A 19,214-nucleotide genomic window follows, 5' to 3' on the forward strand; every position below is an offset into this window, starting at 1 on the left:
GCATACTGTCGAGGAAATCATGTCGCTGGAACTCTATGCCACTTATCTCGTCGCCTGCCTCGTCATAATCCTGGTGCCCGGACCGACGGTCACGCTGATCATCGCCAACAGCATCCGCCATGGCTCTCGCGCCGGCCTCGCCAACGTCGCCGGCACGCAGGCCGGACTGGCGATCATGATCGCCATTGTCGGCATCGGATTGACCTCGCTGATCGCGGGAATGGGCCATTGGTTCGAATGGGTCAGGCTGATCGGTGCCGCCTATCTGATCTGGATGGGTGTGCAGATGTTCCGCTCCAAGGGCAAGCTGAACGCCGACGGATCGGCGAAGACACCGCGCGGCGGCTTCTTCCTGCAGGGCCTGCTGGTGGCGATCAGCAATCCCAAGACGCTGGTGTTCTTCGGCGCCTTCTTTCCGCAGTTCATCGCCCCTGACGGCAACTATGGGTTGCAGATCGGCGTGATGGGCCTCACCGCCATGACCTTTGCCGCCGTGTCGGATTCGGCCTACGCGCTGGCCGCCGGCCGCGCCGGACGCCTGCTTTCGGCCGGCCGCGTCAAGCTGCTGTCGCGGATAAGCGGCAGCTTTCTGGTCGGCGGCGGCCTGTGGCTGGCGTTTTCAAAGGCGAAGTGAGCGGCACCTTTCCTTCCCCCTCTTGTGGGGAAGGAAAAAACCCTAAAGCCGGCCCAGCCTTTCCAGCAGCAGCGCGAAAAACGCATCATGGTCGATGTCGCGCATCACCATGGCGTTGTTCGGCCGCTTGGTCACGCCCCACCAGTCGATCACGGTCATGCCCATGGTGAGCTCCGAGGCGGTTTCCACGGTGACGTTGCAGTTGCGGCCCCTGAACAGCTCGGGTTTCAACAGATAGGCGATAACGCAAGGGTCGTGCAGCGGGCCGCCGTCGGTGCCGTATTTCTCCTCGTCGAAGCGCTCGAAGAATTCCAGCATCTCCGTCGTAGCCGTGCCGACCCTGGTGCCGAGCTTGCGGAAGGCCTGGGTCCGCTTGGCCGTGGTCAGCGCCTTGTGGGTAACGTCGAGCGGCATCATGACGATCGGAATGCCGGATTTTAACACGACATCGGCGGCATGCGGGTCGACATAGATGTTGAATTCGGCGGTCGGTGTGACGTTGCCGCCTTCGAAGAAGCCACCGCCCATCAGCACGATTTCCTTGATGCGCGGCGCGATCTTCGGCTCGCGGATCAGCGCCAGCGCGATGTTGGTGAGCGGACCGAGCGCGCAGAGGGTGATCGTGCCGCTCACTTCCTTCATCAGCGTCTCGACGATGAAATCGACCGCATACTGGTCCTGCAGCTCCATTGTCGGTTCGGGCAATTGCGGTCCGTTGAGACCGGTCTCGCCATGCACCTCCTCCGCGGTGACCAGTTCGCGCGCCAGCGGCCGGATGGCGCCGGCAAAGACCTTGATATCTGGCCGCCCGGCCAGTTCGCAGATCTTGCGTGCATTCTTTTCGGTGAGCCTCAGCGGCACGTTGCCGGCGACGGCGGTCATGCCGACGATCTCCAGCTCGGCGCTGCTGAGCGCCAGCAATATGGCGACGGCATCATCCTGGCCGGGATCCGTGTCGATGATGATCTTGCGGGATTGGGGCATTTCAATTCCTTGTTTAGGGAGTCTTTTTGGGCGGGGCTTTTGACGGCTTGAACTCGACCGCCGGGCGGACCATATCAAGACCATCGGGAAAAATGCCATCCGGGTTTTTCCACTTTATGTCGCTCTTGAGAGGACAATGTAACATGAGCCGAATGACGCCTTTTTCCAGCCCGCTTCTCCTAGGTTTCGACGCGATGGAAAAGACCCTGGAGCGTCTGGCGAAGTCGGGTGACAGCTACCCTCCCTACAACATCGAGCGCCTCAGCGGTGCCGACGGCAAGGCAGAAAGGCTGCGTATCACGCTCGCTGTCGCCGGTTTCGCCGAAAACGATCTCGATGTGACCACGGAGGAGAACCAGTTGGTCGTGCGCGGCCGTCAGAACGACGATACCGAGCGCGAATTTCTTCATCGCGGCATTGCCGCGCGCCAGTTCCAGCGCTGTTTCGTGCTGGCCGACGGCATGCGGGTGATCGCGGCGGAGCTGAAGAACGGTCTTTTGTCTATCGATCTCGATCGGCCCGAGTCCGAACGGCTGGTACGGAAAATAAACATATCGGTGAAAGACTGATTTTTACCGATTGCTCTTATGCGAGGCGGCCTTGAACGGGGTCCTCGCGGCAAGGAGGCTTAAATGACCAGAACTGACGAAAATCTTATCATGACCAGCGGCGAATTCGCGCATCTCGGCGAAGGCTCGGTCGCCTATCTCAGGAAAATCTCGAGCGACGATCTGCGCGGCCGTTTCCCGGGCCTCGGCGAAATCGCGCCCGGGCTGGAATTGTGGGCCCTGTTTGCCGCCAACGGCCAGCCGATCCTGCTTTCGGACGCTCGCGACCGGGCGCTGGCCGGCGCCCTGGAAAACGACCTGACCCCAGTCTCCATCCACTAAGTCGCCATCTACTAACAATACGGCGCAGCGATCTGGTTAGAAACGGACGGGGCCGCTCGCGGCGGCCCAATTAACGGAACTGATCGAACAAGCTTCAGGCCGCGTGCGAGGCTTGCGTATCCGATAAAAGCGCATGGATCGCGGCGGCGTCGCGGGTGCCCCTGATCTTGGCCACTGTGTCGGCGTCGCGCAGCACCCGCGCGATGCGCGACAGCGCCTTGAGATGGTCGGCGCCGGCGCCTTCGGGCGCCAAAAGCAGGAACACCAGATCGACCGGCTGGTCGTCCAGCGCCTCGAAATCGACCGGCGTCTCCAGCCGGGCGAAAACCCCGGCGATCCGCTTCACCCCGGCCAGCTTGCCATGCGGAATGGCAATGCCGTTGCCGACACCGGTCGAGCCCAGCCGTTCACGCTGCAGGATGGTGTCGAACACCTCCCGCTCCGGAATGCCGGCAATCGCCGCCGCCCTTTCGGACAGCATTTGCAGCAGTTGCTTCTTGGAGTTCGCCTTCAACGCCGGCAAGATTGCCGGAACGTTGATAAGATCGCTCAGGTCCATACTTGAAATCCCTTGTTCGCCTGCCGTCGCCAGCCCTCACTCGCGCGTGCGACTGGTGCCTTATCCCAGTGCGGCTTTGGCCGTCACCCCTGCGCGACCTTGGTCGTAGACGGGTCGATCCAGCCGATGTTTCCGTCCGGCCGGCGATAGACGATATTGAGATGCTCGTTTCCGGCGTTGCGGAAGACGAGAACCGGGCTGTCCTTGGTGTCGAGTTCGATCACGGCTGACGCCACCGACATGGTCCGCAGCGTCATGGTTGATTCGGCGACGATGGCTGGCGCGAAATTCTCCGGTATTTCTTCGTCATCGTCGGCAAGCGGCGCCATCACCGTATAGGCGACGTCGGTGGGTTCGCCATTGGCGTTGCCTGAATTATGCGACTTCAACCGACGCTTGTAGCGGCGAAGGCGGGTCTCGAGGCGATCCGCCGCCGCCTCGAAAGCGAGCGTCGGGTCCTGCGCTTCACCGGTCGCCTGCAGCGAAGCGCCGGAATCCAGCCGGATCATGCAATCGGACGTGTAGCGCGACCCGGATTTGACGACTACAATTTGCCCTGAAAAGCCCCGATCGAAATATTTCCCGATCACTTCTCCGACACGGTCGTTGATGCGCGTACGGAACGCATCGCCGATATCCATGTGTTTTCCTGATATGCGCAGTGTCATCTGAATACTGACCTTCCTTGCTCAGGCTTCAAACTGTCCCGAGTTTATACCCGTGGTCTGAGCGCACAAGCTTTGCGGCGTCACTTGCGCCGATTTAAATCCGAACTTTTCCGATTGATCACAAGCCGCCTTCTTGACCGTCCCGTGGCCAACGTCGTGACGGACCATCCGCATGCGGGCAGTAGCCCGTCCCATGCGGGCGGGCTTCTAGCCACTTCATTGCGGCTTGTCAATGAAGTGCGAAAGCTGTTGGGAAGTGCGAAAGCTGTGGAAGTTCCGTCGGAGATCAACGTCCGGCGCTGGCCATAGCGCGTTTTTCACGACGCCGCTGCACCGACGAGGGAATATTCATGCCCTCCCGATACTTGGCGACCGTGCGCCTGGCGATATCGACGCCGCTTTCCCGCAACATATCCACAATCGCGTCGTCGGAAAGCACGTCGGCAGGTTTCTCCTCGTCGATCAACTGCTTGATGCGGTCGCGCACCGCTTCCGACGAATGCGCGTCACCGCCACCCGACGAGGCGATCGAGGCGGTGAAGAAATAGCGCAGTTCGAACACGCCGCGGGGCGTCAGCATGTATTTGTTGGCGGTGACCCGGCTGACGGTCGATTCGTGCATGCCGATGGCGTCGGCCACCGTGCGCAGGTTGAGCGGCCTCAGGTGACGCACGCCATGGACGAGGAAGGCGTCCTGCTGGCGCACGATTTCTGAGGCAACCTTGAGGATCGTCTTCGCCCGCTGGTCGAGGCTGCGCGTCAGCCAATTGGCGTTTTGCAGGCATTCCGCCAGGAAATCCTTTTCCGTCTGATTTTTCGCATGCGGCGAAACCCGGGCGAAATAGATATGGTCGACCAGCACGCGCGGCAGCGTTTCGGGGTTGAGTTCGATCACCCAACTCCCGTCATTGGCCGCACGCACTTCGACATCGGCGATGATCGCGTCGCTGGCGCCGCCCGAAAACGCCATCCCCGGGCGCGGATCGAGCGCACGTATCTCGGCCAGCATGTCGAGCAGATCCTCCTCATCGACCCCACAAATCCGTTTCAGGGTCAGGAAATCGCGCCGGGCCAGGAGTTCGAGATTGGCAATCAAAGCCTTCATCGCAGGGTCGAGACGGTCGCGGACGGCAAGCTGCAGCGACAGGCATTCGGCGAGGTCGCGGGCAAACATGCCGGTGGGCTCGAATGTCTGGCAGACGGCGAGTGCATTTGCCACCGCCGCTCTGTCGGTGCCGAGACGGGCGGCGATCTCAGCCATGTCGGCGCGCATGTAGCCGGCCTCGTCGAGGCCATCGGCCAGTTCGCTGGCGATCAGGCGTGCTGCCGGGTCGGCGAAGGCCAGCGCAACTTGTTCGGCGACATGCTCGCGCAGCGTGATGGCTCCGGCCGCCATGTCTCCGACGTCAAAACCGTCGGAAGAGGATGCCGAACCATTGCCGGATGCCGATTTCCACTGGGCCGTCAGGTCGGGACCGAGCCGCTCGCTGGTGCCGGGATCGTCGGGAAACAGGTTTTCCAGCGAAGTATCGAGCTTTTCCGAGATCGCCTCGGCGCTCCACGCCGTGTCCTTCTCGAACCAGTCGCCGGCGGTGGCCGTTTCCGGCGCGGCATCGATCTTCTGTGCCTGGTCGCTGACGGCATCGTCCTGCGGCTCGGCACGCTCGAGCAAAGGATTGCGCTCGATCTCGTCGTCGATGAAGCGTTCCAGCTCGATGTGGGTGAACTGCAGCAGCCGTATCGACTGCATGAGTTGCGGCGTCATCACCAGCGACTGGGACTGTCGTAGCTGTAGTTTTGCCGCCAACGCCATGGTTCGGTTTCAAACGCCCTGTCTACGCGTCCGGACTGCCGGAAGGAGTTGGGCATAGAAACTGGCCCGGCTTTTGCTTGTCAAGGCGACGGCGATCAAAACTCGCCTGTCCGTGCGTATTCCGACGAGAAATCGAAGAAAAAGCTCCGCCTCGCGTCAAAAACCGCGTTTGGACAGAAATTTCACGCTCAATGCATGTCGCGCAAAAGCATGCCCTCGGGCTTGAACCAAGGGTGCGCAGCGGTTTTGCGATAACGACATGCACAAGAAACAAGAACTTAAAAGCGCGTCGCATGAATCCCTTCAAATGCGACGCGCTTTAGAGTGTAAACCCCTCACCCAGATAAAGCCGCCGCACATCCGGGTTTGCGACCACTTCGTCGGCCCGGCCATGGGTCAGCACCTGGCCGGCATGGATGATGTAGGCGCGGTCGATCAGGCCGAGCGTCTCGCGGACATTGTGATCGGTGATGAGCACGCCGATGCCGCGCGCCGTCAGATGGCGCACCAGTTGCTGGATGTCGGCGACGGCGATCGGATCGATGCCGGCGAAAGGCTCGTCGAGCAGCATGTATGCGGGGCGGGTCGCCAGGGCGCGCGCGATTTCAAGGCGCCGCCGCTCGCCGCCGGAAAGCGACAGCGACGGGGCCTTGCGCAGATGGCTGATGTGAAACTCCTCGAGCAGTTCGTCGAGAATGCGTTCGCGCTCCTTGCGGCTCTTTTCGACCACTTCGAGCACGGCACGGATGTTTTGCTCGACGCTCAAGCCGCGAAAGATCGACGCCTCCTGCGGAAGGTAGCCGATGCCGAGGCGGGCGCGGCGGTACATCGGCATCGAGGTGACATCAAAGCCGTCGATTTCGATCGTGCCTTCATCGACCGGCACCAGGCCGGTGACCATGTAGAAGCAGGTGGTCTTGCCGGCGCCGTTGGGCCCGAGCAGTCCGACCGCCTCACCGGCGCGCACGCCGATCGTCACGCCGCTGACGACTTTGCGGCCCTTGTAGCTCTTGGTCAGCCCTTTGGCGATCAAGGTTCCCTTGAATTTTACCTGATCGAGGTTAATCGCGGCCGGCGCCGCAAGTTTGCTGGCGGCGCGTCCTCGAAGACGCGCCATCAGCGGTGCTACGTCGACCATCAGGGGTTCGCCGCTCCCGAATTCGCCGGCGGCGTTATCGACATCATGACGCGTCCACCGCCGCAGGGGTCAACCTGGGCCAGACCGCTCTTCATCTGCACGGTCAGCTTGCAGCCGACCAGTACATTGTCGCCTTGCGAGAGCACGACCTTGCTGCCTGAAAGCACCAGCACTTCCGTCTTCATGTCGAAGGTGCCGCTGTCGCCGGTGGCGACTTGGTCGTCCGATTTGATATAGACCTTGTTGGCGACCTCCAGACGGTCGATGTCGGCCGAGCCGGTCATCGCGGCACCTGCGGCCTGCTCACCCTTGGCGGCAGCGTCGGCGTCCTTGACGTAATAGACCGTCATCTTGCCGGCCTTGAGCAAGGTCGGACCCTGGACGACGCTGACATTGCCTGTGAACACGGCGACGCTGTCCGCCTGGCGGACCTCGAGCTTGTCGCTTTCGATCTGGATGGGCTTGTCGCCTGACAGTTTGAGGCCCGACAGCTGGCTGGTGGTCCTGGACTGCGCCAGAGCCGGCGCCGCCGCCAAAGCCAGCCCCAAAGCCAGCCCCAGGGCGGCCAGCCCAACAGCCGGCAACGCCGAAGCCGCGGCCACGAGCCGTGTCGAACTACTGAACCGCATTGGATTCTCCGCTCATTGCCTCTGCCGCCTTCAAGCTGGCGGGATCGATGTTAACACGCACTCTGTTCTCGAAAACCACGATCTTGCCGTTGTCCTGGACAGACATCGAATCCGCGGTAATCCGCGACCCGCCACGGCTGACGTCGACCGGATCATTCGTCTTCATAGTGCCTTTGCCCATGTCGAGAAAGACCGATTTGAACTTTGCCGCCAAGCCATCTGTGGTGGTTATGGTGACATCGCTGGTCAGGCTCATCGTGTTGCCATCACGATTGAAGGTACCGTGCGGGGCATTGATGGCCGCCACATTTTCGGTTGATATCGGCAGCTTGGCGTCGATACCCTCCAGATTGATGATGCCTTGCTTGCTCACGTCCTGTATGGCCCGCAAAGCCGTCATGGAATAGGGCAGCTTCTGCTTGGTGAACCCGTTGAGCTTGGGGTTGGCCATCACCAGCTTGCCATTGGCGAATGCGCTGGCATCGGCCTGGACCTGGATTGAGCCAGGCGCCACGAGATAGGAATAGACCGGGACGGCGACCGCAATCGCGGCAGCGGTCAGCGGCACCGCCAGCTTCAAGATACGCACGCGGCGCGAGTGGCGCTGGGCGATGCCGAAGGCGTCGACTCGCGCCGGGCCTACGTCCGGGGGAGCCAACCCCGTCTCGGTGTTGGTCGGTTCGATCGGTCGCGCTAACATAACTGCTTTCTTTTAAACCCCTGCCGCCAAGCACCCCTATAGGTGGGATGCCGGCGCCCTCAAGCAAGCACAAGCGGAGGAAAACCGCAAAAGTGTGACGGTTGCTGTTGCACAAACGAAAATGAAACCGGCACAACTTGCACGTCATACCAGATACGGGCCGACAGCGTTAGGGGCTGTGGATTGGTCTTTTATGTTGTCTCGAAACGTCGGCTCGCCAACGTCGAGACCTTGTCTTTGGCACAAGCTCGTCAGGAATCGGTAGCCGGGCGCGGGCGGTTGCTTTAAAAGCATCTGCTCCCACCGACTATGAGGCTGACCATGGTACTGAGAGCCGACGACCTGATCGACCGCCGCCGCTTGCGCCGCAAGCTGACATTCTGGCGCGTTGCAGCGCTTGTTGTCGCAGCAGCCGGGCTGATTGCCTTTTCGACCTGGATTTACGGCGACGACTTCACTGGCGCGGCGGTCGACCATATCGCCAAGGTCAAGATCGAGGGCACCATCACCGAAGACGAAGACCTGATCAAGCAATTGGAGGCCATCCGTGAATCCTCGAGGGTGAAAGCTGTGATCCTGTCGATCGATTCACCGGGCGGCACCACCGTCGGGGGCGAATCGATCTACGAGGCAGTGCGCAAGCTGGCCGCCGACAAGCCGGTGGTGGCCGAGGTCGGCACGCTGGCCGCATCGGCGGGCTACATGATCGCCACCGCGGCCGATCATATCGTCGCGCGCAAATCGTCAATCGTCGGCTCGATAGGCGTGCTGATCCAGTATCCGGACGTCAGCGGCCTTATGGACAAGCTCGGCATCAAGCTCGAGGAAGTGAAATCCTCGCCGTTGAAAGCCTCGCCATCGCCTTTCAAGCCGACCAATGACGACGAGCGCACCATGATCCGTAAGCTCATCCTCGACAGCTACGACTGGTTCGTTGGCATCGTCGCCGAACGCCGCAAGATGACCAAGACAGAGGTGCTGGCGCTGGCCGACGGGTCGATCTTCACCGGCCGGCAGGCCGTTGCCAACAAACTGATCGACGCGGTCGGCGGCGAGGCCGAAGCGATCGACTGGCTCGCAACCAAGGGCGTTGACGCCAAGCTCAAAGTGGTGGAGTGGAAGGACGCGGAAAGCGGCGGCTTCCTGTTCTCGAAGGCGATGGCGCGAACCATCGGCAGTGCGCTCGGCCTGCCCGACTATGGCGGCGACATCATTCAAGAGCTTGGTGCCGATCGCTTGTTTCTTGACGGTCTTGTTTCCGTCTGGCACCCTTGAGACGAGTGAAAAAGCAAATAAAATCATCCTCATAATTTGACCGCAGTGTTTTCACGGGGAGCCTTCTCATGATCAAATCCGAACTTGTGCAGATCATAGCCACACGCAACCCGCACCTTTTCCTGCGTGACGTCGAAAACATTGTCGGCGCGATTTTCGACGAGATCACCGACGCGCTTGCCGAAGGCAACCGGGTCGAGCTGCGCGGTTTCGGCGCTTTCTCGGTGAAAAACCGCCCCGCCCGCACCGGCCGCAATCCGCGTACCGGCGAATCCGTCGAGGTCGAGGAGAAATGGGTGCCGTTCTTCAAGACCGGCAAGGAATTGCGTGAAAGGCTGAACAGCGGCAAATAAGCGCCGCGCGGGCTCATCCGCCATGCCGGCCTTTTCAGGTGGGCCCGGCCTTCGGTAGAGCCCGCCTTCGACAGGAAATTCTATGTTCAATCGTTTCATGCTCATCGTGGTCTTCGTGCCGCTGGCCGTCATTCTGATTGCGCTGGCGGTCGCCAACCGCGATCCGGTTGCCTTCACCCTGGACCCATTCAACCCCGGCAATCCGGCGCTGACGATGACGCTGCCGCTTTTCATCTTCCTGTTCCTGGCCCTCGCCGTCGGCATGGTCGTCGGCAGCCTGGCGACCTGGATCAAGCAGGGCCGCTATCGCAAGCTGGCGCGCCAGCGCGGCGTCGAGGCCGAGAACTTGCGCCAGGCGGTCAGCCGGGCACCGGCCGCGCAACAAGGCCCCTCCTTGCCGAAGCCGACGAGCTGAGCCGGAATCGCCGCACGTCCTTTTTGGACGCGCAAAGGACGCTGTACCATTTTGATTGCGCATGAGCTTTGCGGAAAATCGCTTCTGATTTCGCGGTCATGCGTCAGAGACTGTTTCGAAATTCGCTCTGGCGAGTCGTATGGTGGTGGTTTCGAGAACCGGCGCGCAGCGGACATTTGGGTCCGTGAGCAGCGGAAGCGCAGAAAACGCCATCAGACGGCCGCCAGAGTAGAGTTTCCAAACGGTCTCGGGCTTATTTCTCTCGACGGAGTTTCCCATGCTGAGCATTTCGGTGGCCGAGGTCGATCAGGCGCTGACCTTTCCCGGCCTGGTCGAAACGCTGCGCGCGGCTTTTCGCGATGGCGCGGTACAGCCGGTCAGGCACCACCATACGGTCGAACGGCCCGACGGCGCGGCCTCGACCCTGCTCCTGATGCCAGCCTGGACCGACTTCAATGCCGCCGGCTCGTCGGCAGGCGGCCATATCGGCGTCAAGATCGTCACGGTGTCGCCCGACAACAACGCCGTAGGCAAACCCGCGGTGATGGGACTTTACCTCCTGCTCGACGGTGGGACGGGCGAGCCTGAAGCCATGATCGACGGCCAGCGGCTGACGCAGTGGCGCACGGCCTGTGCCTCGGCGCTCGCCGCCTCCTATCTGGCCCGCGAGGATGCTTCGCGGCTGCTGGTGGTCGGCGCCGGCGCGCTGTCGCCGTTCCTCGCCAGGGCGCACTCAGCGGTGCGGCCGATCACCGCCATCCGCATCTGGAACCGCACGCCGGCCAATGCCGAAAAGGTTGCGGCGGAATTGCGCGCCGAGGGCTTTGCGGCCACCGCCGCGAGCGATCTCGACGCCGAACTCGGCCAGGCCGACATCGTTTCGTCGGCGACGATCACGACCACGCCGCTGATCAAGGGCGCGCTGTTGAAGCCGGGGACCCATGTCGATCTGGTCGGCGGCTTCACGCCGGCTATGCGGGAAAGCGACGACGATGCGATTGCCCGTGCCCGCGTCTACGTCGATACAAGGGCAGGCGCCACCAAGGAGGCGGGCGACATCGTGCAGCCGCTGGCCTCGGGCGTGCTGAAGGCGCAAGCCATCGTCGCCGACCTGCATGAATTGGCGCGCGGCCAGAAGAAGGGCCGTCAGAGCCCCGGTGAGATCACGCTGTTCAAATCGGTCGGCGCAGCCCTCGAAGACCTCGCCGCCGGGATTGCAGTGTACAAGGCAATGAAGAGAGGCAGTAGGCAGTAGGCAGTAGGGGAATCCGTCCCAATCGTGTGGCTTCGTGCAAGTCATACTTCCCTATTTACTTAATCCTTTACTCTTCCCCCACTCCCTTACTGCCCTTACTGCCCTTACTGCCCCTACTCCCCTACTCCCCTACTGCCTACTGCCTACTGCCTACTGCCTACTGCCTACTCGGGAACGCCTCCGGCGTCATGCCGTTGTTCGGGCGTTATGGAAACACGTGGGTTCCTGTTGTTCTGGTCCATCTTGGCCGCCGTTGTCGCGGCGCTCAGCCTTGGACCATCTTTCGCCCATGTCCTGGAATCGGCTCCTCGGCTGACGATATGGTCGTCTTCGCTCTGGCGCGAGGCGACTGTTTTCAACGCCCAGTTCCAGCTGTTTGGCATCATTGGCGCGCCACTGGACCTCGCCGCGATCGGCTGTCCGGGACTTCTCGCTTGGATGCTGCGCAATGACCGTCCGGCGTTCTGGTACGCGTTGGCCGCTGCCGTGATCTATGCGGTGTCTCTTGCGATGTGGTTTGCTCTCGTAAAGCCGGCAAACGATATTCTAGCCACCTGGGTGCCTGGACCGATTCCGGAGAATTTCGAAGCGATCCGGCTGCGCTGGGAAACCGGCCATATGATCGTCGCCGGCTTCAAGTCCGTCGGTTTCGTATTGCTGGTTGTCGCCCTGCTTTTCATCAAGCGCGGCTGACCGTTCGGAAATGTCCAGCGCCGCGTTTGTTGCGCCGGTGAATGTGCTGTGGCAGAAGCGGGCCACGTCGCCCCGGAGATGCCCTGCTTGAAACCTTTTCGCGACAAACGCCGCGACAGCCGCTCGCATCAGCTCGCAAAGGGCGGGGCGGAACAGGCGCGCGGAAGCGGCACAGTATCGGGCAATCGCACCGAGCCGAAAGCCGCGCCGCGCGTCCTTTCCCGCCGCGATGGCGCCCTGCCCGCCGAACACCTGCCGCTGATCCTCGAAGTGGCGCCCAACGCCGACTACGCGTTGCTCGACAGCGGTGCCGGACAGAAGCTCGAGCAGTACGGCCCCTATCGTATCGTTCGGCCCGAAGGCCAGGCGATCTGGCAAAAAGCGTTGCCGGCCAAAGACTGGGACCGCGCCGACGCCATTTTCACCGGCGACACCGACGAGGAAGGCATCGGCCGCTGGCGTTTCCCCAAGACGCCGCTCGGCGAAACATGGCCGATGAAGCATGACGGCATCGATTATCTCGGCCGCTTCACCTCGTTTCGCCATGTCGGCGTGTTCCCCGAGCAGGCCTCGCACTGGGATCACATGGCCGGGCTGATCGCGGCGGCGAAGCGGCCGGTCAAAGTGCTGAATCTGTTCGGCTATACCGGCCTTGCCTCGCTGGTGGCGGCGCGCGCCGGCGCCGAGGTCACCCATGTCGATGCGTCCAAGAAGGCGATCGGCTGGGCCAGGGAGAACCAGGAGATGGCGGGCCTGTCACAAAAGCCGATCCGCTGGATCGTCGACGACGCCATAAAATTCGCCGAGCGCGAGGAGCGCCGTGGCAGCCGCTACGACATTGTCCTGTTCGATCCGCCCGCCTATGGCCGTGGCCCCAGGGGCGAGGTCTGGCAATTGTTCGAGGATCTGCCTGATCTGACCGACCTCTGCCGCTCGATCCTGACGCCGAAGCCGCTCGCTGTCGTGCTGACCGCCTATTCGATCCGCGCTTCCTTCTTCGCCATGCATGTCTTGATGCGCGACACTTTTGCCGGCATGGGCGGCACGGTCGAATCCGGCGAACTGATTATCCGCGAGAAATCCGCCGGCCGGGCGCTGTCCACCTCGCTGTTCTCGCGCTGGGTGGCCTGAATGAGCGATCGGCACGCCGGCGCGCCAGGGCAGGTGAAGGAAGTCACCAGCCTTGCCAATCCGTTGATCAAGGACATCAAGGCTCTCTCGCTGAAGAAATACCGCGACCAGCAGAACGCATTCATGGCCGAGGGGCTGAAGCTGGTCATCGACGCGCTCGACCTCGGCTGGTCGATCCGGACGCTGGTCTTCGCCAAGGCCGGACGCGGCAACGCAGCGGTCGAAAAGGTCGCGGCACGCACAGTTGCCGCCGGCGGCACCGTGCTCGAAGTTTCGGAAAAAGTGCTCGTCACCATCACCCGCCGCGACAACCCGCAAATGGTGGTCGGCGTCTTTTCGCAAAAGTTCCTGCCGCTGAAGGACATCCGCGCTCAAGACGGCGATGTCTGGGTGGCGCTCGACCGTGTACGCGACCCCGGCAATCTCGGCACCGTCATCCGCACCGTCGATGCCGTTGGCGCCAAGGGCATCATCCTGGTCGGCGAGACCACCGATCCTTTTTCCGTCGAGACCGTGCGCGCCACGATGGGCTCGATCTTCGCCGTGCCGGTCGCCAAGGCGACGCCGGAAGCCTTCCTTGCGTGGCGAAAAAGCTTTCCTGGCCTCGTTGCCGGCACACATCTGAAGGGTGCGGTCGATTACCGTTCGGTCGACTTTTCCAAAGGCCCAGTGCTGCTGATGATGGGCAACGAACAGCAAGGCCTGCCCGAAAGCCTGGCCGAAAGCTGCGACAGATTGCTGCGGATTCCACAGGCCGGTCGGGCCGATTCGCTCAACCTCGCGGTGGCCACCGGCATTATGCTGTTCGAGATCCGGCGCCGCGCGCTGAAACTTGCTCCGGAGGGCGCCCGACCGTGACATTCCGAATGGTGAAATCCCCAACGGCAAAATCATGGTTGCCCTACGTCGTGCTGGTCGCCGCCGCGGTAACGCTCGATCAGTGGGTGAAATATCTGGTCGAGACCGGCCTCCCTTTTCAGGAAAAGGTCGATCTTGTCCCGTTCCTGGCATTGTATCGCACCTACAACACCGGCATTGCCTTCTCGATGTTTTCGTCCTTTGGCGACACCGGCCTGGTTGTCATCGCCGCTTTTGTCATCGCCGTCGTGCTCTATCTCGCGGCTCGCACTCCGTCCGGCCACGTGCTTACCCGCTTCGGCTTTGCGCTGATCGTCGGCGGCGCGCTCGGCAATCTGTTCGACCGCGTTACCTATGGTCACGTGATCGACTACATCCTGTTTCACACCCCAATATGGTCCTTCGCCATCTTCAACCTCGCCGACGCCTTCATCGCGGTCGGCGCGGTGGTGGTCGTCCTCGATGAACTCATTGGTTGGCGGCGCGAGGCCAAGCCCTCAAGCGATTGACCTGGCGATTGGCCTGGCGATTGACCTGGCCTTCTGCCGCCATACAGTGTCCCATTCAAGGAGCCCGAGGAGAAGACATGCCCGAAACCTTCAAAGCCATCCTCGTTTCGCGCGACGCCGAGAAGAAGCAGTCAGTCGCGATCACCGACCTTACCGAAGCCGACCTGATGGAAGGCGATGTCACCATCGCCGTCGAGGCGACGACGGTGAACTACAAGGACGGCCTCGCAATATCTGGTAAGGCGCCGGTGATCCGCCGCTGGCCGCTGGTGCCGGGCATTGATTTCGCCGGCACCGTCATCTCGTCTTCCCATGCCGACTGGCGCACGGGGGACAAGGTGATTTTGAACGGTTGGGGCGTCGGCGAGACGCATTTTGGCGCCTATGCCGAGCGCGCCCGTGTCAAGGGCGACTGGCTGGTGCCGCTACCCCAGGGCATGAGCCCGCATGGTGCGATGGCGGTCGGCACGGCAGGTTACACCGCCATGCTTTGCGTCATCGCGCTGGAACGGCACGGCATCGTGCCGGATCGCGGCCCCGTCGTGGTGACGGGCGCGGCCGGCGGCGTCGGCTCGGTCGCGGTTTCGATCCTGTCGAGCCTCGGCTATCACGTCATCGCCTCGACCGGCCGCAGCGCTGAAAGCCCATACCTGACCGATCTGGGTGCTTCAGAAGTGATTTCGCGCGACGAGCTTGCCCAGCCGGCAAAGCCGCTCGCCAAGGAACGCTGGGCCGGCGGCGTCGACGCGGTCGGCAGCCACACGCTGGCCAACGTCCTTTCGATGACCTCCTATGGCGGCGCCGTCGCCGCCTGCGGCCTGGCCGGCGGCATGGATCTGCCGGCGAGCGTGGCCCCGTTCATCCTGCGCGGCGTTTGTCTGCACGGCATCGATTCGGTGATGGCGCCAAAAACGGTCCGCATGGAGGCGTGGCGCCGCATCGGCACGGACCTCGACCTCCAGAAGCTCGCCAGCCTGTCCACGACCATTGGCTTCGATGGCATCATCGACGCCGCGCACGACATCGTCGAGGGCAAGATCCGCGGTCGCGTGGTGGTGGACATGTGAGCTCTTCCTTCTCGCATGTCGCGCAAAAGCATGCCCTCGGGCCTGACCCGAGGGCGTGCAGCGCTTTTTGCGATAACGGCGTGCGTAAAAACAACAACCTGAAGTGCGTCGCATGAGGCCGACCAAATGCGACGCCCATTGGGAGCGGAGAGGCAAAAACCACGCGGACCGCTAAAATTCGAACGATCCGCCGCAGTTTTCCATAATCTCTGTCTGGCAAGGGTTTCCGCATGGTCACGGAATCCGGCATCAGAGAAACGGAGAGCGCCGAAAGCGTCGACGGGATCGGCCCGGAGGCGCCAAGCCGGCAGCATATCGCGGCGCCACCGCTGGCGCCTGAATTGCCCGCCGCCAATCGCGAAGGCCTGCCGTTCCTGATGCTCGTCGCCATCGTCGTGCTGGCAGGCCTGTCGCGTCTGACCGGCGCGCCGATCTTCATCACCGTCGGCCTTTTGGCGACTGGCATGGCAGGCCTCGCCGTGCATCTGCGTGCCAGGCGCACGCAGCGTCGCACGGTTGCGCTCCTTGGCGAGACCGCAGCGCGCAGCCGCGCCGAGGTTGAGAGCCTGGCCGACCGCGTGTGGGAGATGCAGGAGAGCGAGGAACGCTTTCGCGGGCTGATCGACGCGCTTGGCGATCTCGTCGTCCATCGCGACCGTGACGGCCACATCGTCTATGCCAACAAGGTTTTCGCCGAGCTTGTCGGAGCCGACCAGCGCGACCTTGCCGGCAGGGCCCTGGCCGAACTCGGCATCGACGTCGGCATCGTTCCCGATGCCGCTTTTTCCGACCATGAATGCCTCAGCTCCACCGACGTCGCCATTAGCACACGGAGCGGCCCGCGCTGGTTCTCATGGATCGAACTGTCCGTGCGCGACAAGGAGAGCGGTGCTGTCTCGCATCGCGCCATCGCCCGCGACATTACCGCCCGCAAGCACGCCGAAACGTCGCTCATCACCGCCCGCGAGCGAGCCGAATATGCAAGCCAGGCCAAATCGCGCTTCCTCGCCACCGTCAGCCACGAGATCCGCACGCCGATGAACGGCATCATGGGCATGGCTAAGCTTCTGGCGGACACCGGGCTCTCGCCGCAACAACGGACCTATGTCGGCGCCATCTCGACCTCGGCCAGCGCGCTGCTGGCGCTGATCGAGGACCTGCTCGACTATTCCAAGATCGAGGCCGGCCGCTTCGATCCCGAACCGCAGCCAATGTCGGTGCGCGAGATCGCCGACAACATCGTAGAACTCCTGGCGGCGCGCGCCTTCGCCAAGAATATCGGCCTTGGCTGCCATGTCGAACCCGACGTGCCGCAGATGATATCAGCCGATCCTGGAAGAGTCAGACAGGTGCTGCTCAACCTCATCGGCAACGCCATCAAGTTCACCGACAGCGGCGGCGTGTTGGTGAGCATCGCTCGTGTCCGCACCGAAACCACCGACCGCATATGCTTCACCGTCACTGACACCGGTCCCGGCCTGCACGAGGACGACATGGAGCGCATCTTCGAGGAATTCGAACAGGCTGACGGCACGTCGACCCGCGCCCATGGCGGCGCCGGGCTCGGCCTTGCCATCTCCAGGCGCCTGGTGATCGCCATGGGCGGCACGATCTCGGTGTCGAGCCAGCTTGGCCAGGGTTCGGAATTCGTCTTCGAAATCCCGGCAATATCGGCCACCGAGCCGCCGCAGAGCCGTGAGAATGCGCTGTCAGGGCGGCGCGCCGTGATCCTGTCGAAGAACGCCATCGAGGCCGACGCCATCGCCCGCACCATCCGCGCCAATGGTGGCAAGGTCGATCTGGCCGCGACCGCCGCCCAGGCAGCGTCCTTCGCCGAAGGCTGCGACGTGCTTTTGGTCGATGCGGCCATGGAGGAAGGCGACGGCAGATTGCTCAAGCGCCTTCGCCAGAGCGGCTTTGCCGATTGCGAGGCGATCACACTGATCGCGCCGACCGACCGCGGCATGCTGGGCGACTTCCGCGCCAGCGGCTACGCCACCTTTCTGGCAAGGCCGGTGCGTGGCGAAACGTTGCTTCGCGTGCTTTTGACCAGCAGCGTGCCTGCCCTCACCCAGCCGCAGCCGGAAAAGCGTGGCGCACCATCGGCCCGCGCCACTGGCAGCCGGCGGCGGGGCCTGTCCGTGCTGATCGCCGAGGATAACGACATCAATGCTATGCTAGCCCGTGCCACGCTGCTGAAGGCCGGGCACCGCGTGAAAGTGGTCGGCAACGGCAAGGCCGCCGTCGAGGCCATCACCGGCACCGATCACAAGTACCGCTTCGACGTGGTGCTGATGGACCTGCACATGCCTGTCATGGATGGGCTGGACGCGATCGCCGCCATCCGCCGGCACGAGGAGGAAACCGCCGTGCCGCCGGTTCCGATCATGGTGCTATCGGCCGACAGTCAGGAAAAGACCCGCCACGCAGTGCTCGCCCATGGCGCCAGCGGCTTCGTCACCAAGCCGCTCGACCCCGACGAGCTTGTCCATGCGGTCGAGGGCCACATGGCCGCTTGACCCGCCTACTGTCCTTCCCTTGTTTACCTGCAGAACATAGCCGGTTGAAGAGTTGCCCAGCCGACGAAGTATTGCCCGCAGCGCCGTATCACGGTACTGTCACAATCCTGTTGCACCTACACCGTATCCCCGTGCCAAGAGGGATGGCTCGAAGGAGAATCACTCGTGCATACAGTTATGCCGGAATGTGACGCTCGGCCGAACGCCAGCGGTGCTTTGCTCACCGGGCGCAACGTCGATGCCGTCATAAAAGGCGAAGCGCTCGGCCGTATCGGCAACCTCGAAGTGCGACTCGCGCGCAACGAGGCCGAGATCGCCGCCGCGCAGGAAGTGCGCTACCGGGTGTTCTATGACGAGCTCGGCGCCAGGAAAACCCTGTTTCAGGTGCATGACCGCCGCGACGCCGACCATTTTGATCCGCTCTGTGATCATCTGCTCGTCTTCGACACTTCGCTGTCCGGTCCCGAGCATCGCCGCATTGTCGGCACCTACCGCCTGTTGCGGCAGGAAATCGCAGCAGCGGCCGGCGGCTTCTATTCCGAGGGCGAGTTTGAGCTGACCAATCTTATCGCCCGACACCCCGGCCAGCGTTTCCTCGAGCTCGGCCGCTCCTGTGTCTTGCCGCAATATCGCTCGAAGCGCACCATCGAGGCGCTCTGGCAAGGTATTTGGGCCTATATCAACCATTATGGGATCGGCGTGATGACCGGTTGCGCCTCGTTCCCCGGCACCGTGCCGGCGGCGCACGCCGAAGCGCTGACCTATCTCGCCCATCACTGCCGGACGAATTCGGCCTGGGACGTGCGCGCGGTCGCCGGGCGCTACTGCTGCATGGATTTGATGCCAATCGAGGCGGTCAACGCCAAGGCCGCGATCGCGGCGATGCCGCCGCTGGTCAAGGGCTATCTGCGCGTCGGCGCGCGCATCGGCGACGGCTGCGTCATCGACCGCGAATTCTCGACGGTCGACGTGTTCGTGGTAATGCCGGTCAAGGAGATCGGCGCCCGCTACGTCAATTATTATGGCGGGGAAGCCCAGCGCTTCGCCGCCTGAGTATGGCGGTAGGGGAATAAGGCAGTAGGGCAGTAGGGCAGAGAAGGCAACATCGATAGCGTATTCCCTAC

At 62.7% G+C, this 19,214-nt stretch carries 21 protein-coding genes; 14 read left to right on the forward strand and 7 right to left on the reverse strand.

All coding sequences use genetic code 11. From position 1 onward, the window contains the following. The first annotated feature begins 19 nt into the window (after positions 1 to 19). Positions 20 to 634, forward strand: coding sequence for a LysE family translocator (locus NMG70_RS04900; RefSeq protein WP_254023486.1), 615 nt, complete (start codon positions 20 to 22; stop codon positions 632 to 634). A gap of 42 nt (positions 635 to 676) precedes the next feature. On the opposite strand, the gene NMG70_RS04905 is transcribed toward NMG70_RS04900, so the two are convergent. After that, on the reverse strand, positions 677 to 1,618 hold the full coding sequence (locus NMG70_RS04905) for a nucleoside hydrolase (protein WP_254023487.1): 942 nt from the start codon (positions 1,616 to 1,618) through the stop codon (positions 677 to 679). 143 nt (positions 1,619 to 1,761) lie between these two features. Between NMG70_RS04905 and NMG70_RS04910 the strand changes: the two genes are divergently transcribed. Both NMG70_RS04910 and NMG70_RS04915 read left to right on the forward strand, forming a co-directional pair. After that, positions 1,762 to 2,187: an Hsp20 family protein gene (locus tag NMG70_RS04910; protein WP_023797450.1), complete on the forward strand. Its 426-nt coding sequence runs from the start codon at positions 1,762 to 1,764 to the stop codon at positions 2,185 to 2,187. Positions 2,188 to 2,250: 63 nt separating this feature from the next. Further along, positions 2,251 to 2,508, forward strand: coding sequence for a BQ00720 family protein (locus NMG70_RS04915; RefSeq protein ID WP_254023488.1), 258 nt, complete (start codon positions 2,251 to 2,253; stop codon positions 2,506 to 2,508). Between the two features lie 94 nt (positions 2,509 to 2,602). On the opposite strand, the gene ptsN is transcribed toward NMG70_RS04915, so the two are convergent. The 6 genes from ptsN to lptC form a co-directional block, all read right to left on the reverse strand. Continuing rightward, positions 2,603 to 3,067, reverse strand: a complete 465-nt coding sequence (gene ptsN, locus NMG70_RS04920) for a PTS IIA-like nitrogen regulatory protein PtsN (protein WP_023797448.1) — start codon at positions 3,065 to 3,067, stop codon at positions 2,603 to 2,605. 83 nt (positions 3,068 to 3,150) lie between these two features. Continuing rightward, positions 3,151 to 3,735 (reverse strand): ribosome hibernation-promoting factor, HPF/YfiA family, encoded by a 585-nt coding sequence (hpf, locus tag NMG70_RS04925; RefSeq protein WP_254023489.1) that lies wholly within the window; start codon positions 3,733 to 3,735, stop codon positions 3,151 to 3,153. 286 nt (positions 3,736 to 4,021) lie between these two features. Beyond that, positions 4,022 to 5,548, reverse strand: a complete 1,527-nt coding sequence (rpoN, locus tag NMG70_RS04930; protein WP_254023490.1) for an RNA polymerase factor sigma-54 — start codon at positions 5,546 to 5,548, stop codon at positions 4,022 to 4,024. 319 nt (positions 5,549 to 5,867) lie between these two features. Then, entirely contained in the window at positions 5,868 to 6,686 is an 819-nt protein-coding gene (gene lptB, locus NMG70_RS04935) for an LPS export ABC transporter ATP-binding protein (RefSeq protein WP_254023491.1), read from the reverse strand. Continuing rightward, positions 6,686 to 7,315 (reverse strand): LptA/OstA family protein, encoded by a 630-nt coding sequence (locus NMG70_RS04940; protein ID WP_254023492.1) that lies wholly within the window; start codon positions 7,313 to 7,315, stop codon positions 6,686 to 6,688. Before NMG70_RS04940 ends, lptB begins: the two co-directional genes overlap by 1 nt. Further along, positions 7,302 to 8,015, reverse strand: a complete 714-nt coding sequence (lptC, locus tag NMG70_RS04945; protein ID WP_254023493.1) for an LPS export ABC transporter periplasmic protein LptC — start codon at positions 8,013 to 8,015, stop codon at positions 7,302 to 7,304. The genes NMG70_RS04940 and lptC overlap by 14 nt, the downstream gene beginning before the upstream one ends. Positions 8,016 to 8,336: 321 nt before the next feature. On the opposite strand from lptC, the gene sppA reads away from it, so the two are divergent. From sppA to olsB, 11 genes are all read left to right on the forward strand, one after another. After that, positions 8,337 to 9,290 (forward strand): signal peptide peptidase SppA, encoded by a 954-nt coding sequence (gene sppA / locus NMG70_RS04950; protein WP_254023494.1) that lies wholly within the window; start codon positions 8,337 to 8,339, stop codon positions 9,288 to 9,290. 68 nt (positions 9,291 to 9,358) lie between these two features. Then, positions 9,359 to 9,643 carry an integration host factor subunit beta gene (locus NMG70_RS04955; protein WP_023797441.1) on the forward strand — a complete coding sequence of 95 codons (285 nt, stop codon included), beginning with the start codon at positions 9,359 to 9,361 and terminating at the stop codon, positions 9,641 to 9,643. A gap of 82 nt (positions 9,644 to 9,725) precedes the next feature. Continuing rightward, positions 9,726 to 10,058, forward strand: coding sequence for a DUF1049 domain-containing protein (locus NMG70_RS04960; RefSeq protein ID WP_254017755.1), 333 nt, complete (start codon positions 9,726 to 9,728; stop codon positions 10,056 to 10,058). A 277-nt stretch (positions 10,059 to 10,335) separates the two neighbouring features. Then, positions 10,336 to 11,313, forward strand: a complete 978-nt coding sequence (gene lhpI, locus NMG70_RS04965) for a bifunctional Delta(1)-pyrroline-2-carboxylate/Delta(1)-piperideine-2-carboxylate reductase (RefSeq protein WP_254023495.1) — start codon at positions 10,336 to 10,338, stop codon at positions 11,311 to 11,313. 207 nt (positions 11,314 to 11,520) lie between these two features. Continuing rightward, on the forward strand, positions 11,521 to 12,006 hold the full coding sequence (locus NMG70_RS04970; protein WP_254023496.1) for a DUF1772 domain-containing protein: 486 nt from the start codon (positions 11,521 to 11,523) through the stop codon (positions 12,004 to 12,006). An 87-nt stretch (positions 12,007 to 12,093) separates the two neighbouring features. Next, the gene (locus NMG70_RS04975) at positions 12,094 to 13,137 is read left to right on the forward strand and encodes an RsmD family RNA methyltransferase (protein WP_254023497.1); all 1,044 of its coding nucleotides are present in this window, start codon (positions 12,094 to 12,096) and stop codon (positions 13,135 to 13,137) included. Next, positions 13,138 to 13,995 (forward strand): TrmH family RNA methyltransferase, encoded by an 858-nt coding sequence (locus NMG70_RS04980; RefSeq protein ID WP_254023498.1) that lies wholly within the window; start codon positions 13,138 to 13,140, stop codon positions 13,993 to 13,995. Positions 13,996 to 14,003: 8 nt separating this feature from the next. After that, positions 14,004 to 14,504, forward strand: coding sequence for a signal peptidase II (gene lspA, locus NMG70_RS04985; protein WP_254023499.1), 501 nt, complete (start codon positions 14,004 to 14,006; stop codon positions 14,502 to 14,504). 77 nt (positions 14,505 to 14,581) lie between these two features. Continuing rightward, on the forward strand, positions 14,582 to 15,571 hold the full coding sequence (gene acuI, locus NMG70_RS04990) for an acrylyl-CoA reductase (NADPH) (RefSeq protein WP_254023500.1): 990 nt from the start codon (positions 14,582 to 14,584) through the stop codon (positions 15,569 to 15,571). Between the two features lie 230 nt (positions 15,572 to 15,801). Continuing rightward, positions 15,802 to 18,090 carry a response regulator gene (locus NMG70_RS04995; RefSeq protein ID WP_254023501.1) on the forward strand — a complete coding sequence of 763 codons (2,289 nt, stop codon included), beginning with the start codon at positions 15,802 to 15,804 and terminating at the stop codon, positions 18,088 to 18,090. A 177-nt stretch (positions 18,091 to 18,267) separates the two neighbouring features. After that, entirely contained in the window at positions 18,268 to 19,143 is an 876-nt protein-coding gene (gene olsB / locus NMG70_RS05000; RefSeq protein ID WP_254023561.1) for a l-ornithine N(alpha)-acyltransferase, read from the forward strand. Positions 19,144 to 19,214 lie beyond the last annotated feature (71 nt).

This window comes from Mesorhizobium ventifaucium (genome assembly GCF_935822925.1).
GTDB lineage: Bacteria > Pseudomonadota > Alphaproteobacteria > Rhizobiales > Rhizobiaceae > Mesorhizobium > Mesorhizobium ventifaucium.